The organism is Devosia sp. P2_G7 (assembly GCF_056403495.1).
Map to the genome: position 1 here is coordinate 98121 of NZ_JBFUFI010000001.1, position 15872 is coordinate 113992.

The 15872-nt window shown below is 65.8% G+C and carries 17 protein-coding genes; 7 read left to right on the top strand and 10 right to left on the bottom strand.

Going from position 1 to position 15872, the window contains the following annotated elements; genetic code table 11:
- Positions 1–5 precede the first annotated feature (5 nt).
- Positions 6–911 carry a polyprenyl synthetase family protein gene (locus tag AC1DWU_RS00585; RefSeq protein ID WP_477148008.1) on the top strand — a complete coding sequence of 302 codons (906 nt, stop codon included), beginning with the start codon at positions 6–8 and terminating at the stop codon, positions 909–911.
- Here AC1DWU_RS00585 and AC1DWU_RS00590 read toward each other — a convergent pair.
- The 3 genes from AC1DWU_RS00590 to ispG all read right to left on the bottom strand — a co-directional run bounded on the left by AC1DWU_RS00590 (position 908) and on the right by ispG (position 2962).
- Positions 908–1255 carry an antibiotic biosynthesis monooxygenase family protein gene (locus AC1DWU_RS00590; protein ID WP_477148009.1) on the bottom strand — a complete coding sequence of 116 codons (348 nt, stop codon included), beginning with the start codon at positions 1253–1255 and terminating at the stop codon, positions 908–910. The genes AC1DWU_RS00585 and AC1DWU_RS00590 overlap by 4 nt on opposite strands.
- 70 nt (positions 1256–1325) lie before the next feature.
- The gene (locus tag AC1DWU_RS00595; RefSeq protein WP_477148010.1) at positions 1326–1724 is read right to left on the bottom strand and encodes an NUDIX domain-containing protein; all 399 of its coding nucleotides are present in this window, start codon (positions 1722–1724) and stop codon (positions 1326–1328) included.
- Positions 1721–2962: a flavodoxin-dependent (E)-4-hydroxy-3-methylbut-2-enyl-diphosphate synthase gene (ispG, locus tag AC1DWU_RS00600; RefSeq protein ID WP_477148011.1), complete on the bottom strand. Its 1242-nt coding sequence runs from the start codon at positions 2960–2962 to the stop codon at positions 1721–1723. The genes AC1DWU_RS00595 and ispG overlap by 4 nt, the downstream gene beginning before the upstream one ends.
- An 84-nt stretch (positions 2963–3046) precedes the next feature.
- On the opposite strand from ispG, the gene AC1DWU_RS00605 reads away from it, so the two are divergent.
- The 3 genes from AC1DWU_RS00605 to AC1DWU_RS00615 all read left to right on the top strand — a co-directional run bounded on the left by AC1DWU_RS00605 (position 3047) and on the right by AC1DWU_RS00615 (position 4106).
- Positions 3047–3256 (top strand): DUF4287 domain-containing protein, encoded by a 210-nt coding sequence (locus AC1DWU_RS00605; protein ID WP_477148012.1) that lies wholly within the window; start codon positions 3047–3049, stop codon positions 3254–3256.
- A 69-nt stretch (positions 3257–3325) separates the two neighbouring features.
- A complete protein-coding gene (locus AC1DWU_RS00610; protein WP_477148013.1) occupies positions 3326–3625 on the top strand; it encodes a YkvA family protein in 300 nt (99 codons plus the stop codon).
- A gap of 61 nt (positions 3626–3686) precedes the next feature.
- Positions 3687–4106, top strand: coding sequence for an EVE domain-containing protein (locus AC1DWU_RS00615; protein WP_477148014.1), 420 nt, complete (start codon positions 3687–3689; stop codon positions 4104–4106).
- A 1-nt stretch (position 4107) separates the two neighbouring features.
- Here the strand turns inward: AC1DWU_RS00615 and pyc are convergent, their stop codons facing one another.
- From pyc to AC1DWU_RS00640, 5 genes are all read right to left on the bottom strand, one after another.
- The gene (gene pyc / locus AC1DWU_RS00620) at positions 4108–7548 is read right to left on the bottom strand and encodes a pyruvate carboxylase (RefSeq protein ID WP_477148015.1); all 3441 of its coding nucleotides are present in this window, start codon (positions 7546–7548) and stop codon (positions 4108–4110) included.
- Between the two features lie 85 nt (positions 7549–7633).
- Positions 7634–8044 carry a protein tyrosine phosphatase family protein gene (locus AC1DWU_RS00625; protein ID WP_477148016.1) on the bottom strand — a complete coding sequence of 137 codons (411 nt, stop codon included), beginning with the start codon at positions 8042–8044 and terminating at the stop codon, positions 7634–7636.
- 134 nt (positions 8045–8178) lie between these two features.
- A complete protein-coding gene (locus AC1DWU_RS00630) occupies positions 8179–8628 on the bottom strand; it encodes a GNAT family N-acetyltransferase (RefSeq protein WP_477148017.1) in 450 nt (149 codons plus the stop codon).
- Positions 8629–8647: 19 nt separating this feature from the next.
- Positions 8648–10156 (bottom strand): putative bifunctional diguanylate cyclase/phosphodiesterase, encoded by a 1509-nt coding sequence (locus tag AC1DWU_RS00635; protein WP_477148018.1) that lies wholly within the window; start codon positions 10154–10156, stop codon positions 8648–8650.
- A gap of 224 nt (positions 10157–10380) precedes the next feature.
- Entirely contained in the window at positions 10381–11451 is a 1071-nt protein-coding gene (locus AC1DWU_RS00640) for a glycine betaine ABC transporter substrate-binding protein (RefSeq protein WP_477148019.1), read from the bottom strand.
- 226 nt (positions 11452–11677) lie between these two features.
- Here AC1DWU_RS00640 and AC1DWU_RS00645 point away from each other — a divergent pair, with 226 nt between their 5' ends.
- The 3 genes from AC1DWU_RS00645 (at position 11678) to AC1DWU_RS00655 (ending at position 14639) form a co-directional block, all read left to right on the top strand.
- Positions 11678–12886 carry an ABC transporter substrate-binding protein gene (locus AC1DWU_RS00645; protein ID WP_477148020.1) on the top strand — a complete coding sequence of 403 codons (1209 nt, stop codon included), beginning with the start codon at positions 11678–11680 and terminating at the stop codon, positions 12884–12886.
- A gap of 138 nt (positions 12887–13024) precedes the next feature.
- Positions 13025–13960 (top strand): SDR family oxidoreductase, encoded by a 936-nt coding sequence (locus AC1DWU_RS00650; protein ID WP_477148021.1) that lies wholly within the window; start codon positions 13025–13027, stop codon positions 13958–13960.
- A gap of 31 nt (positions 13961–13991) precedes the next feature.
- The gene (locus AC1DWU_RS00655) at positions 13992–14639 is read left to right on the top strand and encodes a TetR/AcrR family transcriptional regulator (RefSeq protein WP_477148022.1); all 648 of its coding nucleotides are present in this window, start codon (positions 13992–13994) and stop codon (positions 14637–14639) included.
- Here the strand turns inward: AC1DWU_RS00655 and AC1DWU_RS00660 are convergent.
- Both AC1DWU_RS00660 and AC1DWU_RS00665 read right to left on the bottom strand, forming a co-directional pair.
- Positions 14636–15292 (bottom strand): RES family NAD+ phosphorylase, encoded by a 657-nt coding sequence (locus AC1DWU_RS00660; protein WP_477148496.1) that lies wholly within the window; start codon positions 15290–15292, stop codon positions 14636–14638. The two genes, AC1DWU_RS00655 and AC1DWU_RS00660, sit on opposite strands and share 4 nt — an antisense overlap.
- Positions 15289–15831 (bottom strand): MbcA/ParS/Xre antitoxin family protein, encoded by a 543-nt coding sequence (locus AC1DWU_RS00665; protein ID WP_477148023.1) that lies wholly within the window; start codon positions 15829–15831, stop codon positions 15289–15291. Before AC1DWU_RS00665 ends, AC1DWU_RS00660 begins: the two co-directional genes overlap by 4 nt.
- Positions 15832–15872 lie beyond the last annotated feature (41 nt).

Here is a 15872-nt window from a genome sequence, read left to right on the forward strand (position 1 = left end):
ACCCCGTGACCTACTCCTTCCCCGACGAACTCGCCAGCACCGCTTCCGACACCGAGCGCGCCCTTGACGCGCTGCTCGCCGCCAAACCTCTGACCACCCCCGGCATCCCGCCCGAGCGCCTCATCGCTGCCATGCGCCACGGCAGCCTCAACGGCGGCAAGCGCCTCCGGCCGCTGCTCGTCCGCCAAGCCGCCGGCGTCTTCGGCGTGGCGCCTGCCGCGACCGTAACCGCCGGCCTCGCCGTCGAGATGATCCACTGCTACTCGCTGGTGCACGACGACCTGCCCGCCATGGACGACGACGACCTGCGCCGCGGCCAGCCCACCGTCCACAAGGCCTATGACGACGCCACCGCCATCCTTGCGGGCGACGCCCTGCTGACCCACGCCTTCGGCCTCCTCGCCGGCGATAGTGCCCACCCCGACCCCGCTATCCGCGTCCGCCTCGTTGCCGAACTCGCGGCCGGTGCCGGCGCCGGCGGCATGGTCGGCGGCCAGATGCGCGACATCGAGGGCGAAACGAGCTTCCTGACCGAACGCGCCATCGCCCAGATGCAGGCGATGAAAACCGGCGCCCTGATCCGCGCCGCCGTCCGCATCGGCGCCATCCTCGGCAACGCCTCCGACACCGACCTCGCCCACCTCACCGACTACGCCGAGGCCGCCGGCCGCGCCTTCCAGCTCGCCGACGATATCCTCGACGTCACGGCCTCCACCGAAACACTGGGCAAGGCCACCGGCAAGGACGCCGGCAAGGGCAAGCAGACGATCGTCTCCCGCATCGGCGTCGAAGCCGCCCAGCGCCAGCTCGGCGAAGTCATCCACGACGCGCTGACCGCCCTGCTCCCCTTCGACCACCGCGCCGACGGCCTCCGCGCCACCGCCCGCTTCTTCGCCGAACGCGAGCGCTAGGACTGAGAGTTGCCGGCCGCTCCCTCAAACCCATAGGCCCGCTGCACCAGCGCGATGCGGATGTGGTAGCCAGCGTACCATTCGGCCCGCCCGCGCCGCTGCGCCTCGACGTGCTCGGCGACCGCCTTCCAGTTGCGGATACTCTCCTCGTCGGCCCAGAACGAATTGAGGATGCCGAAGCCGCTGGCGTCGCGGCAGCTCTCGAAGCCGAGAAAGCCCGGCTGCCGGCGCGCCATCTCGAGCATTGCGGCGCCCATCTCGCTGTGCCCGTTATCGCCGGGCGTTCGCTGCGAGGCGAAGCTGACCATGTAATACGGCGGCTCAGGCAGGTTTGGGCTCGGCATCGGCAACCTTCAGCGGTGTTTCGATCACTCACCTTAGCAAGTCAGTGAGCCTTCGAAAGCCAGTGGCTGCCTATGCCGCGAGATCGCGAATATAGGCTAGCGCCGCCCTGAAGTTAGGATGCCACTCATCATCCGCGGGTGTGCCGAGTGGGTGCCAGAAGAACTGGAAGTCATACCCGCCATCGTCCGGCGCATGGTGGGTCCAACTGTCGGGCAGTTCAGGAACGCTCACGCGGAAGAAGTGCCAGTATTCATCGGTAGCGAGCAGGGTCGCACCGTACCGGCCCGAAATCCTTGCGTCGGTAATGCCGGCTTCTTCGGCAAGTTCGCGCAGCGCCGCGGCAGCCGGCGCCTCTCGGGATTCGATGGTCCCCTTGACCAGTTGCAGTCCGGCCAGCGGATGACGAAACGCCAGAACCTCGATGCCGCCCCGCTGGCGCAGCACCACGGGGCAAGCCTTCTCGATCATTCCGCCGCTGTCGCCTTCTCGGCTGTGCCGAACCGCTTCTCGATGTAATCCGCCACCATCACCTTGAACTGGTCGGCGACATCCGCACCGCGCAGCGTCGCGACCTTCTGGCCTTCGATGAACACCGGCGCGGCCGGCGTTTCGCCGGTACCGGGCAGCGAGATGCCGATATCGGCGTGCTTGCTCTCCCCCGGGCCGTTGACGATGCAGCCCATCACCGCCACTGACAGCGCCTCGACGCCCGGATACCGTTCTTTCCACTCCGGCATCGAGGAGCTGAGGTGATCCTGGATTTCCTTGGCCAGCACCTGGAACGTCTGCGATGTGGTGCGCCCGCAGCCCGGGCAGGCCGCGACCACTGGCAGGAACTGCCTAAAGCCCATGGTCTGCAGCAGTTCCTGCGCCACCCGCACTTCCTGCGTGCGGTCGCCGCCCGGCTCCGGCGTGAGCGAGACGCGCACCGTGTCGCCGATCCCCTGCTGCAGCAGGATGCCCATCGCCGCGGAAGACGCGACGATGCCCTTCGAGCCCATGCCCGCCTCGGTGAGGCCAAGGTGCAGCGCATAATCGCAGCGTGCCGCCAGATCCTGGTACACCCCGATCAGGTGCTGCACGTCCGAAACCTTGGTGGACAGGATGATCCGGTCGCGCCCCAGCCCGATCTCTTCGGCCCGCTGCGCCGACAGCAGCGCCGACTGGATGATCGCCTCGCGCTGCACCGCCGCTGCCGAAACCGGCGCCGCCGAAGCCGAGTTCTCGTCCATCAGCCGGGTCAGCAGTTCCTCATCGAGCGAACCCCAGTTCACCCCGATGCGTACCGGCTTGCCGTACCTGATGGCCAGCTCGATCAGCGTTGCGAACTGCGTATCGCGCTTCGCCTTGAAGCCGACATTGCCCGGATTGATCCGGTACTTGTCGAGCGCCTCGGCCGCCGCCGGATGATCCGTCAGCAGCTTATGGCCGATATAGTGGAAATCGCCGATCAGCGGCACGGTGACGCCGCGCGCCCGCAGCTTGTCGCGGATGTGCGGCACCGCCGCCGCCGCTTCGTCGCGGTCGACGGTGATGCGCACCAGTTCGGACCCAGCGCGCCACAGCTGCGCCACCTGCTTCACTGTCGCATCGATGTCGGCGGTATCGGTGTTGGTCATCGACTGCACGACGATCGGCGCACCGCCGCCGACCATCACGCCACCAACATTGACGCCAACCGCCTGCCGGCGCGGGAAAATGCTCATTGCTCACCTCGTTGCCGAGCAAATAGGCCTTTGACGTTGGCGGCGCAATGTTACGATTGCGTGACCGATTGAAGCGAGCCGCTCATGACCTTTCAGGCCTATCTCGACAACATCCAGAAGCAGACCGGCGTAACCCCCGACGAATTCATCAAGCTCGCAACCGAGAAGGGTTTTACCAAGCCGGGAACCAAGGCGACCCAGATCACCGACTGGCTGAAGGCCGACTACAAGCTCGGCCACGGCCACGCCATGGCGATCGTGAAGCTGCTGAAGGACCGCGCCGGGCTGAAATAGGGCCAGAAGCTGCGGCACAATGCACCAGCGGTCTTGAACCACGACCCGGTCCGAACCATGTCACCCAGCATGAACAGGTTCCTCCTTCGCTTCCTCACCTTCCGCAAGGAACTCGCAACTCTGTGGCAGGCGTTCTTGTCGCCGCACACGCCGGTGCACCTGAAGGCGCTGATGCTGCTGGTCCCGGCTTACCTCCTGAGTCCGATCGACCTGATCCCCGATTTCATCCCGCTGCTTGGCTGGGTCGACGATTTCGTCGTTATCCCGATGCTGGTCGCGTTCATCGTCCGCCTGCTACCGCAGCCGGTGAAGGTCTATCGCGACGCCCAGGGCAACAAGGTGATCGACGGCCACTACCGCCGGCGCTGACCACTGCCGGTTTCTGACAGTCCGCCGTGACATTGGTCTCCGCACGAAACGGAGACTGAACATGACCAAGTACTGGATCGCAGTTGCCTCGGCCGAGCACGCCCGCCGCGGGCGTGACGGCTTCATGCAGGTGAACCACGGCAAGAAGGCCCCGCTGCAGCGTATCCGCACCGGCGACGGCGTGGCCTACTATTCCCCCGCCGAGACGATCGGCGGCAAGGATCGCCTGCAAAGCTTCACCACGATTGGCCGGGTGCGGGACGAAGAGCTCTACCAGGGCGTCATGGGCGGCGACTTCACCCCGTGGCGCCGCAACGTCGACTATGCCGAGAGCCAGGACGCTCCGATCGCGCCACTGCTCGACAAGCTCGAGTTCTCCCGCGGAAAGGCCAACTGGGGCTACCAGATGCGCTTCGGCCTGTTCGAAATCAGTGAAGCGGATTTCCGCACCATCGCGAAAGCGATGGGCGCGGAAATCTGAGCTACTCGAACCGGACCAGCAAATCCTTGGCGTCGATCTGGTCGCCGGGCTTCACCGTCACCTCGGCGACGACGCCGTCGGATTCCGCGTGGATGGCGGTTTCCATCTTCATCGCTTCGATCGACAGCAGCACGTCGCCGGCAAACACCTTGTCGCCGACCTTGACGCCCAGCCCCGAAATCACCCCCGGCATCGGCGCGCCGATCTGCTTGGCGTCGCCCAATGCCGCCTTGGCGCGGACCTTGATGTCGCCGACCTTCAGCCGGTCCGGCACGATGATGGTGCGCGGCTGACCGTTGAGGTCGAAGAACACCCGCACCTCGCCCTTCTCGTTGGTCTCGGCGCGACCCTGGTAGGTGAGGACCAGCGTCTTGCCCTTCTCGATGTCGATGAAGAGCTCCTCACCCTCCTTCAACCCGTAGAAGTAGACCGGCGTCGAAAGCGCCGCCGTCGGGCCGTACTTGTCCTGGGTCTTCAGGAAGTCCGAGAACACCTTGGGGTACATCAGGTACGAGGCGAGGCGCTTGTCGTCGATCTCCTCGCCGGCTTCCTTGGCGATCTTCGCCCGCTCGGTCTCGAGATCGACGTCCTTGAGATAGGAGCCAGGCCGCTCGGTGAGCGGCTTCTTGCCCTTCAGCACCTTCTTCTGCAAGGCCGGCGGGAAGCCGCCCGGCGGCTGGCCGAGATCACCGGCAAAGAACCCGACCACCGAGTCGGGGAACGCGATATCGCGCGAAGGATCCTCGACATCCGCCCGGGTCAGCCCGGCGGACACCATCGCCAGCGCCATGTCGCCCACTACCTTCGAGCTCGGCGTCACCTTTACGATGTCGCCGAACATCTGGTTCACGTCAGCATAGGTCTGCGCCACCTGATGCCATCGGCTCTCGAGCCCGAGCGAACGCGCCTGCTCCTTGAGGTTGGTGAACTGCCCGCCCGGCATTTCGTGCAGGTACACTTCCGAGGCCCCGCCCTTCAGGTCGCTCTCGAAGGCGCGGTACTGGTTGCGCACCGCTTCCCAGTAGAACGAGATCTCGCGGATCACCTTCTGATCGAGCTTGGGATCGCGCGACCCATCCTTCAGCGCTGCCACCAGCGAGCCGAGCGTCGGCTGCGAGGTGGTGCCCGACAGCGCATCCATCGCCGCATCGACCGCATCGACCCCGGCGTCCACCGCCGCCATGATCGTCGCGGAAGCCGCGCCCGACGTGTCGTGCGTATGCAGATGGATCGGCAGCCCGACTTCCGACTTCAGCGTCTCGATCAGCTTCTTCGCGGCAGCCGGCTTCAGCAGCCCCGCCATGTCCTTCAGCCCCAGCACATGCGCGCCGGCAGCTTCCAGTTCCTTAGCCAGCCCGACATAGTACTTGAGGTCGTACTTCGCCCGGTTCGGGTCGAGCACATCGCCGGTGTAGCAGATGGCGCCTTCGGCCACCTTGTCGGCCTCAATCACCGCGTCGATCGAGACGCGCATGTTCTCGACCCAGTTGAGGCAATCGAACACGCGGAACACGTCGACCCCGCCCTTCGCCGCCTCGCGCACGAAGAACTTCACCACGTTATCCGGATAGTTGGTGTAGCCGACGCCGTTCGAGCCGCGCAGCAGCATCTGCGTCAGGATGTTCGGCGCACCTTCGCGCACCGCGGCCAGCCGCTCCCACGGATCCTCGTTGAGGAAGCGCATCGACACGTCGAACGTCGCCCCGCCCCAGCATTCGAGCGAGAACAGGTTCGGCAGCCCGCGGCTATAGGCCTGCGCGATGCGGGTGATGTCGAACGAGCGCATGCGCGTCGCCAGCAGCGACTGGTGCGCATCGCGCATCGTCGTGTCGGTGAACAGCACCTCGGTGCGCGCCTTCATCCACCGCGCCAGCCCCTTCGGCCCATCGCGATCGAGGATCTGCTTCGAGCCTTCGACGACGATCAGCGGTTCATACTCCGGCACCACCGGCGCCGCCGCGTCGGCAGGCGGCCGCGGCCGGTCACGCACTTCCGGGTGCCCGTTCACGGTCACATCGGCGATATAGGTGAGGAGCTTCGTCGCTCGGTCCTGCCGCCGCTTGAAGTCGAACAGCGCCGGCGTCGTATCGATGAAGCGCGTGGTGTAGCGGTTCTCGACGAAATCCGGATGCGTGATGATGTTCTCGAGGAACGCCAGGTTGGTCGACACGCCGCGAATACGGAACTCGCGCAGCGCGCGGTGCATGCGGGCGATCGCCTCGTCGGCGGTCGGCGCCCAGCAGGTGATCTTTTCGAGCAGCGGATCATAGAACCGGGTGATCACCGCGCCGGCATAGGCCGTACCGCCATCGAGGCGCACGCCGAAACCGGTGGCCTCGCGATAGGCAGTGATGCGGCCATAGTCCGGGATGAAGTTCTGCTCCGGATCCTCGGTAGTGACGCGGCACTGGATGGCGTTGCCGTTGAGCCGGATATCCTGCTGCAGCGGCACACCGGACTCGGGCGTGCCGATCACCGCACCCTCGAGCAGGCGGATCTGCGCCTTCACGATGTCGATGCCGGTGACCACTTCGGTCACCGTGTGCTCCACCTGGATGCGCGGATTCACTTCGATGAAGTAGAACTTGTTCGTATCGGCATCGAGCAGGAACTCGACCGTGCCGGCGCCGCGATAGCGCGCCGCATTGCCAAGCCGGATCGCAGCGCCGGTGAGATCGTCGCGTACTTCCTGGCTAAGATACGGCGCTGGAGCCCGCTCCACCACCTTCTGGTTGCGCCGCTGCACCGAGCAATCGCGCTCGAACAGATGCACGAGGTTGCCGTGGTCGTCGCCGATCAGCTGCACCTCGACATGGCGCGCCCGCTCGATCAGCTTTTCGAGATACATCTCGTCCTTGCCGAACGCCGCCTTCGCCTCGCGCTTACCCTCCGAGACCTCGGAGATCAGCGTCGACTCGTCCATGATCCGGCGCATGCCGCGGCCACCGCCGCCCCAGCTCGCCTTCAGCATCAGCGGATAGCCGATCTCGGCGGCCATCCGCTTCACTTCGTTCATGTCGTCGGGCAGCGCGTCAGTCGCCGGTACCACCGGCACCTTCGACGCAATCGCCATGTTGCGCGCCGCGACCTTGTTGCCGAGGTCGCGCATCGTCTGCGCCTTGGGCCCGATGAAAATGATCCCCGCGTCCTCGCAGGCGTCGGCGAATTCCGGCGATTCCGATAAGAGGCCATAGCCCGGGTGGATCGCATCGGCGCCCGAGATGCGGGCGATCCGGATGTACTCGTCGATCTGCAGGTAGGCTTCGACCGGGCCCTTGCCCTTGCCGATCAGGTAGGCCTCGTCGGCCTTGAACCGGTGCAGCGCCAGCTTGTCCTCTTCGGCATAGCAGGCAACGGTCTTGATGTTCAGTTCATTGGCGGCGCGAAACACCCGGATGGCGATTTCGCTGCGATTGGCGACGAGGATCTTCTTGATCGGCATCGATTTAACCCGAGCAGGAGGGGGCGAGGCACGCTAGTGCCGGCAAGGGTAGTCTCAGGGCACTGGCCCCGAAGGGCCGCCGCCCCTATTTCTGGCTCAGATGTCCCGCGAGGTGGGACATGTCGTAACCCGCATTTGCCGCCGCCGAGATGATCTCGGAAGCAGGCGCCTTGCCGGCCTGGCTCAACGCCCACAGGGTCGTCGAACGCGTGCCGGAACGGCAATAGCAGAACACGGGACCGGTGCTCCCCTCGAGCACCTGTTTGGTCTCCTCGATCATCTGGGAGCTGACCCCCTCACGACCGAGCGGAATGTAATGATAGGCGAGGCCGGCGTCGTGCGCCGCTTGCGCGATCGTCGCGCTGGTAGCCTGGTCCGGGGATTCCCCGTCCGGCCGGTTATTGATGATGGCGACGAAACCCTGGGCCTTGATAGCCGCAACATCCTCGGGGTTGATCTGCGGGGACACGCTCACGTGGTCGTTGATCCGCTTCACGTCCAAATCACATACTCCGATAGATATGCCTGGGTCTTCCCGGAAGCCTTTATAGACATCGCTGCATCCGAGAGGCAAGGCGCGCCATCGCCCGCCCTAAGTCTCATGACTTTGGGTTAGGCGCTCCAAGGCTCCTAGAGAGTCTTGCTCATGTAAACGGCGGTGCCGCCCATGAATTCCTCGACCCGGTCGGTGACGAAGCCGAGCCGCTTGTAGAGCGTCAGATTGGCCTCGAACGCCCCGTTGGTCAGCAGCCGTAACTGCGGCAGGCCGGCCTGGATGGCCCGTTGCTCGATATGTGCGAACAGCAGTTGCCCGATCCCCTGCCCCTGCGCCTCGGGCGCCACGGCGACGTTCTCGATCCAGATGTGATCATCGTGGGTGAGCGTCTCGATCAGGCCGCGGATCTCGGTGCCTTCGACAGCCAGGTCGAACCGGTGCGTGGTCAGCGCCCGCTCGTAATCCGCCCGCATCGGCATCGGCTCGCGACCGATCAGCGGCACCCACTTGGCATAGGCGACTCGGACGATGCTGCGGATGCTCTCCGCCTCCCGCTGCTGGGCGGGCCGTATCTCGATGGTCATTGCTTGCTCCAGCCGCGGCTCAGGCGGCCGAAGCCAACCGCGGCGCCAAGGCTTGTAGCGGTTCCGGTCGCGCCAGTAGATAGCCCTGCAGCGCCGTGACGCCGGCCCGCTGCAGGAACTCCAGTTGTTCTGTGGTCTCGACGCCTTCGGCGATCACTTCGACCTTCAGCGAGCGGGCGATCTTGGCGATCGCCGAAACGATCAGCCCGTCGATCCGGCTTCCCGGCAGGTTCATCACATAGGAGCGATCGATCTTGATGATGTCGAACGGGAAGCCGCGCAGATACTCGAGGCTCGCGAAGCCGGTGCCGAAATCGTCGATCGCGACGCGCACGCCCAGCGCCCGCAGCGTCTCGATATTGCGCAGTTCCACCGTGCCGGCCTGTAACGGCAGCGACTCGGTGATCTCGATGACGATCTGGCTGCCTCTGATCCCGCTCTCTGCGAGGATGACCGTGAAGCGCTCAGCGAAGTCGCCGCGTCGCAGCTGCACGACCGAGACGTTGATCCCGACATTGGGTGTGCCCAGGCGCCTGAGATCGGCACAGGCGCGGCGCAGCACCCAGTCGCCCAGCTTGTCGATCAGGTCGGATTGCTCGGCGATGCCAATAAAATCGCACGGTGGCACCTGCCCACGCACCGGATGCTGCCAGCGCACCAGCGCTTCGTAGGTGAGCCGGGTCACACCGTCGGCAGCGAAAATCGGCTGGTAGTGCAGCTCGAGTTCATTGAGCAGGATGGCTGCTCGCAGGTCCCGCTCGACGAAACGCTTGTGCCGCTCGTCGGCCATCAGCTCCGCCTCGAACGTCACCGTCGTCGCCCGTCCCTGCTTCTTGCCCTTGTAGAGCGCCAGGTCGGCCTTCGAGATCAGTTCATCCGCCTCGGCCGCATCCTGGGGCCATAGCGCCACGCCGATGGTGGCGGACAGACGGATCGGCCGGCCTTCCATGCTGGTCGGTTGTCCGAGCGTCGCAAGAATCTGGTCGCCCAACCGCACCAGCGCGGGCTTGCTGTCTTGTCCCACGAGGACAATGCCGAACTCGTCGCCGCCCAGGCGCCCGATCAACGCGTCCGGCATCAGCGCCTTCAGCGTCTTGACCAGGTGCACCAATGCCGCATCGCCGGCGCCATGGCCATGCGAGTCGTTGAGCACCTTGAGGTTATCCATGTCGATCTGCATGTAGGCGACGGGTCGGTCGCCACCATGCAGGCTCTCCTTCAGCGCGCTGAAGAAATACGAGCGGGTGTGCGCCCCGGTCAGCGCATCGCGATAGGCGAGGTCGAGGAGCTGGCGCTGTTCATCGGCAGCGGCCTCCAACTCCTGCTTCAGCCGTACATAACCCCAGCGCAACAGCAGCAGGAGGCTGGCCCCCGCCAGCACCCGCACCACGACCATCTCTATGGCCCGCGGGTCGGTGAAATAGCCCAGCAGCGCGATCAGTCCGGTCACCAGCACGAGCGCTGCCACCCCGGTGAAGACCATGCGGTAGGTGCCGATGACGTGGTGCAATGAGGCTTGACGTTGCAACGGTTGGCCTCCTGGCTCCCGGCCGGCACGATCCGCCGCGCTGGCCGGACCGCAACCTCGCCCAATAGTCTTTCAGAAGCCCTAACGGCCACCATTACGACAATGAATACAAGCTACTAGGAGCCATCAGCCATGCCACGCCGCAAGCGACGCTAGGACCGGTTCGTGACACTCGCGTAACAGCGGCGCCACGGGCCACCAACGTGGCTAACGAAATCCTAGCGTTATTGCGGCGCCGCTTCCGGCGGCTTCTCGGCCGAGGGCAGTCCCACCCAGGGGCGCCAGATTTCGCCGCGCTCGGCGACGAACCGGTCAGCCACGCTTTCGACCGTGGCGCCGGCCTCGCCCAGTTCCAGCAGCAGCTTGTTCATCTCGTCGAACGGCATCCGCGCCCGACCGAAATAACCCGCTACCTGCGGAGCATCGAGATAGACCCACTCCGCCAGCGCCACCACCACCGGATCGGGGGCAAAGCCGGTTGGGGTCGGTGTGGCGCAGGCGGTGCGTCCCATGCAGAGGAACGCGTCGCGGTCGTAGGGGGCGAGCGTCACTGGCTTGAAAGCGAACTGCGCGAGCACGGCGTTGGGCTGCCAGTAGTAGAACAGGATCGGTTCCTTCCGCCCCACCGCCTCGGCGATCAACGTATCGAGCTCGAAGCGGTTGGCCGGCTCGACGATGTCGAAGCTCTGGTCGAGCCCATAAGCCTTCAGCATGTTGCGGTTCACCACCGCACAGCCCCAGTCGACCGGGCAGGAGATGAACTTGCCGCGCCCATTGCCGTCGCCGAAATCGGCGGCATGTGCCTTGAGTCCATCCACGGTCGTTACCTCCGGCCACTGCGCCGCAGCGTAATCCGGCACGAACCAGCCCTCGAACACCGCATCGGCATAGGGCGCACCGGCCTGTCGCACCTTCTGGCCCTTCATCGCAGCATTCCAGATGTCGGCAATCCGCCCGATCCACAGCTCCGGCGCGACTGCCGGCTGGCCGGTCGCGCCCATAGATGAGCCCGTGGCTGCGAGATCGCCGTCCTGCACCGCGACGTTGCAGAGAAAGCTGGCGGTCAGCAGCCGCGAATGGATCTCGGCCAGCAGGGCCGCCGATGGCCAGCCCATCCGTGCGATCGCCACCTGCTGGGTGCCGCACGGCGGTGGCGGCGGCGCTTCGCCGATCGCCGGGTCTGCAGCAGCGCCCTCCGCCGGTGTCTCCAGCGTCTGGACCGACTCCTGTGCCACGGCGTTGCCGAGGAGCAGCGCGAAGACGAGAACTGTGAGGCAACGAACGAGCTTTGTCATCGGACCGGAGCGAGGGCGGATTTGCTGGTCGAACTTATAGGGCGGGAAGCGGCGAAGACAAATGCCCTAAGGCTTTTACCGTCTGATCAAAAGCGGATGACTCGCCTTCGCAATTTATGCAATATCGCCCGCAGCGGGGCACGGGTTGTGCCCCCGTTGATTGTTGCTTCGACGGAGACGGCCGGTAACAACGCCGCACGGCGGAGCGACTGTACAGAGGGACATCATGAACAAATTTAGCATCCTTGGCCTCGCCGTTGCCGCGACCGTGCTCGGTCTCGCAGTTCCGGCGCTCGCCGAAGACGTCAAGATCGGCATTCTCGGCGATCTGACCGGCCCGATCGAAAGCCTGGCTCCGCCGATCGTTGCCGGCGCCCAGTTGGCCTTCGACGAGGTGAACGCCCAGGGCGGCATTCTCGGCGGCGGCAAGGTCGTCTCCGTCACCGGTGACTCTGCTTGCGATCCGTCGGTCGCCGGTCCGGCCGCCGACAAGCTCGTCAACACCGACCAGGTGACCGCCATCGTTGGTGCCTTCTGCACCGGCGCCACCATCGGCGCTGCCACCGCTGCCGGCATCCCGGGCGGCGTCGTGCAGATCTCGCCGTCGGCTTCGGCTCCGGCGCTGACCACGCTCGAAGACAACGACCTGGTCTTCCGCACGACCCCGTCGGATGCGTTCCAGGGCGTGAAGCTGGCTGACCTGCTGATCTCCAAGGGGATCAAGGACGTTGCCGTCACCTACGTGAACAACGACTACGGCAAGGGCCTCGCCGACGTGTTCGTCGCCCAGTTCACCGCCAATGGCGGCACTGTGTCGGCCAACGTCGCGCATGAAGACGGCAAGGCCGACTATCGCGCCGAGCTCGGCCAGCTGTCCTCGGGCGGCTCGCAGAACCTCGTGATCCTCGCCTACGCTTCGGGCTCGGGCAAGACCGTGCTGCAGCAGGCCATCGAAGGCGGCGAGTTCACCGCGTTCGTCGGCGGCGACGGCATGATCGGCGACGACCTGGTGGCTGGCCTCGATCCGGCTGCCGTCAACGGCAAGATCATAGCCACCCGTGCCGGTGCCTATACCGGCGCCTCGGCCGACGCCTACAAGAAGCTGGCGACCGATGCCGGCCAGGACCCGGCGGCGACCTATGCCCCGCAGGCCTATGACGCCGCGTTCCTCCTCGCCCTCGCGGTCGAGAAGAACGGTTCGGCTAAGCGCGAAGGCCTCTCGGCCGCTCTGCGTGAGATCGCTTCGGCTCCCGGCGAGAAGATCCTGCCCGGCGAGTGGAGCAAGGCTCTCGAGCTGATCAAGGCCGGTACTGACATCGACTATGACGGCGCCGGCGGCCCCGCCGACTTCGACAAGGCCGGCGATGTCGACGGCATCATCGTCGAAGTCGCCGTGCAGGACGGCAAGTTCGTCGAAATCGGCCCGGTGAAGTAAGCACCGCGCCCGGAGGCCTCCGCCTCTTATGGTTCGAAGGCCCGGGAGCAATCCCGGGCCTTTTTCTTTGGCCGCACCTTGACAGCAGACCGACGGTCTCTTAATTGCAGACCATCGTTCTCTTATTGAGGTGCAGCCATGGGCTGGTCGACCAAGGACATTCCGGATCAATCGGGCAAGCTCGCCCTCATCACCGGCGCCACCGGCGGGCTCGGCTACGAGACCGCACTGGCTTTGGCCCGTGCCGGCGCCGACGTGATGCTCACCGGTCGCAACGCCGAGAAGGGCGCCACCGCCCTCGCCCGCATCCGCGCCGAAGTCCCGCGCGCCAAGATCTCGTACGAGACCCTCGACCTCTCGGCCCTGGCCAACGTCGCCGCCTTCGCCGAGCATTTCGCCGCGGAGCATGACCACCTCGATATCCTCGTCAACAATGCCGGTGTCATGGCACCGCCGCAGCGCGAGCAGACCCGCGATGGCTTCGAACTGCAGCTAGCCACCAACTATCTGTCGCATTTCGCGCTGACAGCACGCCTGCTGCCACTGCTGATGGCGGCCCCTGCGGCGCGCGTGGTGCCGCTCGCCAGCGTGGCAGCGCGGCAGGGCAAGATCGACTTCACCAACCTGCAGTCGGAGCACGACTACAAGCCGATGGTCGCCTACAGCCAGACCAAGCTTGCCTGCCTGATGTTCGGGTTCGAATTGCAGCGGCGAAGCGATGCCAATGGCTGGGGGATCGCCAGCATTGCGGCGCATCCCGGCGTGGCGCGAACCGAGCTTGTCGTCAACGGCATGGGCGACAGCAGCCCGGCGGGCCTGGCACGGCGCTATCTCTCGTTCCTGTTCCAGCCGGTGCCGCAAGCAGCGCTGCCGACGCTCATGGCAGCAACCGACCCGCACGCCAAACGCGGTGCCTACTATGGTCCGCAAGGCATGTTCGAAATCCGCGGCTATCCCGGCGAAGCGTCGGTGCCCGCCCAGTCACTCGATCTCACAGTTGCCCGCAGGCTGTGGGAGATCTCCGAGCAACTGACCGGCGTCCGTTTCCCGGCGCTGGCGACCGTCGCTGCTTGACAGCAGCAGCAGAGCGCCGCACCACATCGGCATGACCAGCACGACGTTCCAGCGGGCCCGCAAGCCCGAGGAAATCCAGGCCCGCCGCGAAACGCTTCTCGCGGCGGCAGCCGAACTGTTCGACGCGGAAGGCCCCCTCGGCGCCGGCCTCAACGCCATCGCCGCCCGGGCCGGCTTCACCAAGTCCAACGTCTACCGCTACTTCGAGAGCCGCGAAGAGGTGCTGCTGAACCTGTTCCTCGATGAGATGAACCAACTCGTGCCGGCCCTCGCGGCCGCCGTCGCCGCAACGCCCGAGAATGATCTCGATGCCCTGGCTCAGGCAGTAGCGACGGAGTTCGCGTCCCGCCGGCGGCTCGGGCAACTCACCTCGATCCTTTCGAGCACGCTCGAAGCCAATGTCTCGGAAGACACCATCATCGTGGTGAAGCGCACCATGGGCGGCATGGCCGGCGAGATCGCTGCGGCGCTGCGGACTCGGCTCCCGCGCGCGTCGGCCGAGGATGCGTTCTGGGCCGTTACCATGATCGGCGCACTGGTTGCCGGCATGTGGCCGGGCGCGCACCCGGCGCCGGCGGCGGAGCGCGTGCTGTCGCAACCCGAATTTGCCCCGCACCGCCCCAACATCGAGCGCGACCTGCCGAGGGCCGTTCGAGCCCTCCTCGCCAGCATCGCCTAGCCGCCGAGCCGCTTCGCCTCGATACGTCGCTCGCCGACACTGACGCTCACCCGGAAATGCTCGGCTTGCGCCACGTCGAGCACCTTGCTCGGCCGGTAGGCGCAAACATTGCTGCCGCCGCGGTGGCGGACACTGTCGTAAAGCACGCCGTCCTCACCGGACGCCCGCAAGCCCTCGCCGAACGCCTGTCCGGCGGCATAGCTGTCGGATGCGTGCAGTTCCGGCTCGCTCCCGCGGATATCGCGATAGCTGCCGTCGAGCCGGGCCGAATAGCTGCGAAAGTCCCGCTGCATCCCCTCGAGCCCGCGCGCCAGCGTCTCGCGTCGGAGGTGGTGCCCCACTTCGGCGATAGCGGTCGTCACCGATGCCGCAGCGTACCACGCCCCGAGGTCCGGTCCGTTGAACCGCCCGCCACTCGGTGCCGCATGCAGGAACGCTGCCATGACGATGCTGGAATTGGCCCGGCCGAACACCCACTCGTCCTGAGGCAGCCGCGCCAACCGCTGCTTCACCAGCCGGTCATTGGTCCAGCCGGCCAGTTCCATCACTGCCTCGGCATCGGCAGTGGTAGCGACGGTGTCGAACAGGCCGATCGGCGGGAACCGCGACGGGATCAGCCGGTAACTCGGCTGCGGGGCGGGTGACTGCATCAGCGGATGACGATGTCGCTGTCTTCGTACGGGGTGAACGCCGCATCGAGTGCGTTGGGCGGCATGTAGAGCCCCCCGCGCGCCGCATCGAGGAAGCGCCGCACCGCCATCAGCCCATCCTGCGTGCCCGAGGTGACCAGCGCCAGCGGCGGCTGCCCGCCGAACAGCGGCGCCATGTGCGGCCCCTTCAACCAGCGCACCCCATCTGCGTCATCGGCAAAAAGCACACCCAGCGCCTGATGGATGCCGAACACCGCCGAAATCCGCAGCAGCGCATCGAGATCGAGCGTGAAGGGGTGCTGTTCGCGGGCCAGCTTGGCCCAATGGTGATAGGTCGAGCGCGACGGGTAGCCCAGCACCAACCGGCGCTGCTCCTCGTTGAGTCCCCATTGCTCGGCAATGGCGAGGAAGGTGCGGAGCGCCGGGCCGCTCAGGCGACGCCGGTTGGTTGCCGAGAACTGACCGAGATCGATGATGTTCTCACCAGCCGGGCTGGCAGGCTCAAAACCAGCCTGAGGCTTTTCACGGAAACCGAACTGCATGATGCGCTCCTTGTCCGGATCAAGACATAGTCTAAATCCAG

Excerpts from the sequence above, each read along its gene's own strand:
- AC1DWU_RS00650 (WP_477148021.1), top strand. The coding sequence starts at position 13,025 with ATGGGCTGGTCGACCAAGGACATTCCGGATCAATCGGGCAAGCTCGCC.
- AC1DWU_RS00665 (WP_477148023.1), bottom strand. The coding sequence starts at position 15,831 with ATGCAGTTCGGTTTCCGTGAAAAGCCTCAGGCTGGTTTTGAGCCTGCC.
- ispG (WP_477148011.1), bottom strand. The coding sequence starts at position 2,962 with ATGAGCATTTTCCCGCGCCGGCAGGCGGTTGGCGTCAATGTTGGTGGC.
- AC1DWU_RS00655 (WP_477148022.1), top strand. The coding sequence starts at position 13,992 with ATGACCAGCACGACGTTCCAGCGGGCCCGCAAGCCCGAGGAAATCCAG.
- AC1DWU_RS00640 (WP_477148019.1), bottom strand. The coding sequence starts at position 11,451 with ATGACAAAGCTCGTTCGTTGCCTCACAGTTCTCGTCTTCGCGCTGCTC.
- AC1DWU_RS00645 (WP_477148020.1), top strand. The coding sequence starts at position 11,678 with ATGAACAAATTTAGCATCCTTGGCCTCGCCGTTGCCGCGACCGTGCTC.
- AC1DWU_RS00590 (WP_477148009.1), bottom strand. The coding sequence starts at position 1,255 with ATGCCGAGCCCAAACCTGCCTGAGCCGCCGTATTACATGGTCAGCTTC.
- AC1DWU_RS00630 (WP_477148017.1), bottom strand. The coding sequence starts at position 8,628 with ATGACCATCGAGATACGGCCCGCCCAGCAGCGGGAGGCGGAGAGCATC.
- AC1DWU_RS00610 (WP_477148013.1), top strand. The coding sequence starts at position 3,326 with ATGAACAGGTTCCTCCTTCGCTTCCTCACCTTCCGCAAGGAACTCGCA.
- AC1DWU_RS00595 (WP_477148010.1), bottom strand. The coding sequence starts at position 1,724 with ATGATCGAGAAGGCTTGCCCCGTGGTGCTGCGCCAGCGGGGCGGCATC.
- pyc (WP_477148015.1), bottom strand. The coding sequence starts at position 7,548 with ATGCCGATCAAGAAGATCCTCGTCGCCAATCGCAGCGAAATCGCCATC.
- AC1DWU_RS00605 (WP_477148012.1), top strand. The coding sequence starts at position 3,047 with ATGACCTTTCAGGCCTATCTCGACAACATCCAGAAGCAGACCGGCGTA.
- AC1DWU_RS00615 (WP_477148014.1), top strand. The coding sequence starts at position 3,687 with ATGACCAAGTACTGGATCGCAGTTGCCTCGGCCGAGCACGCCCGCCGC.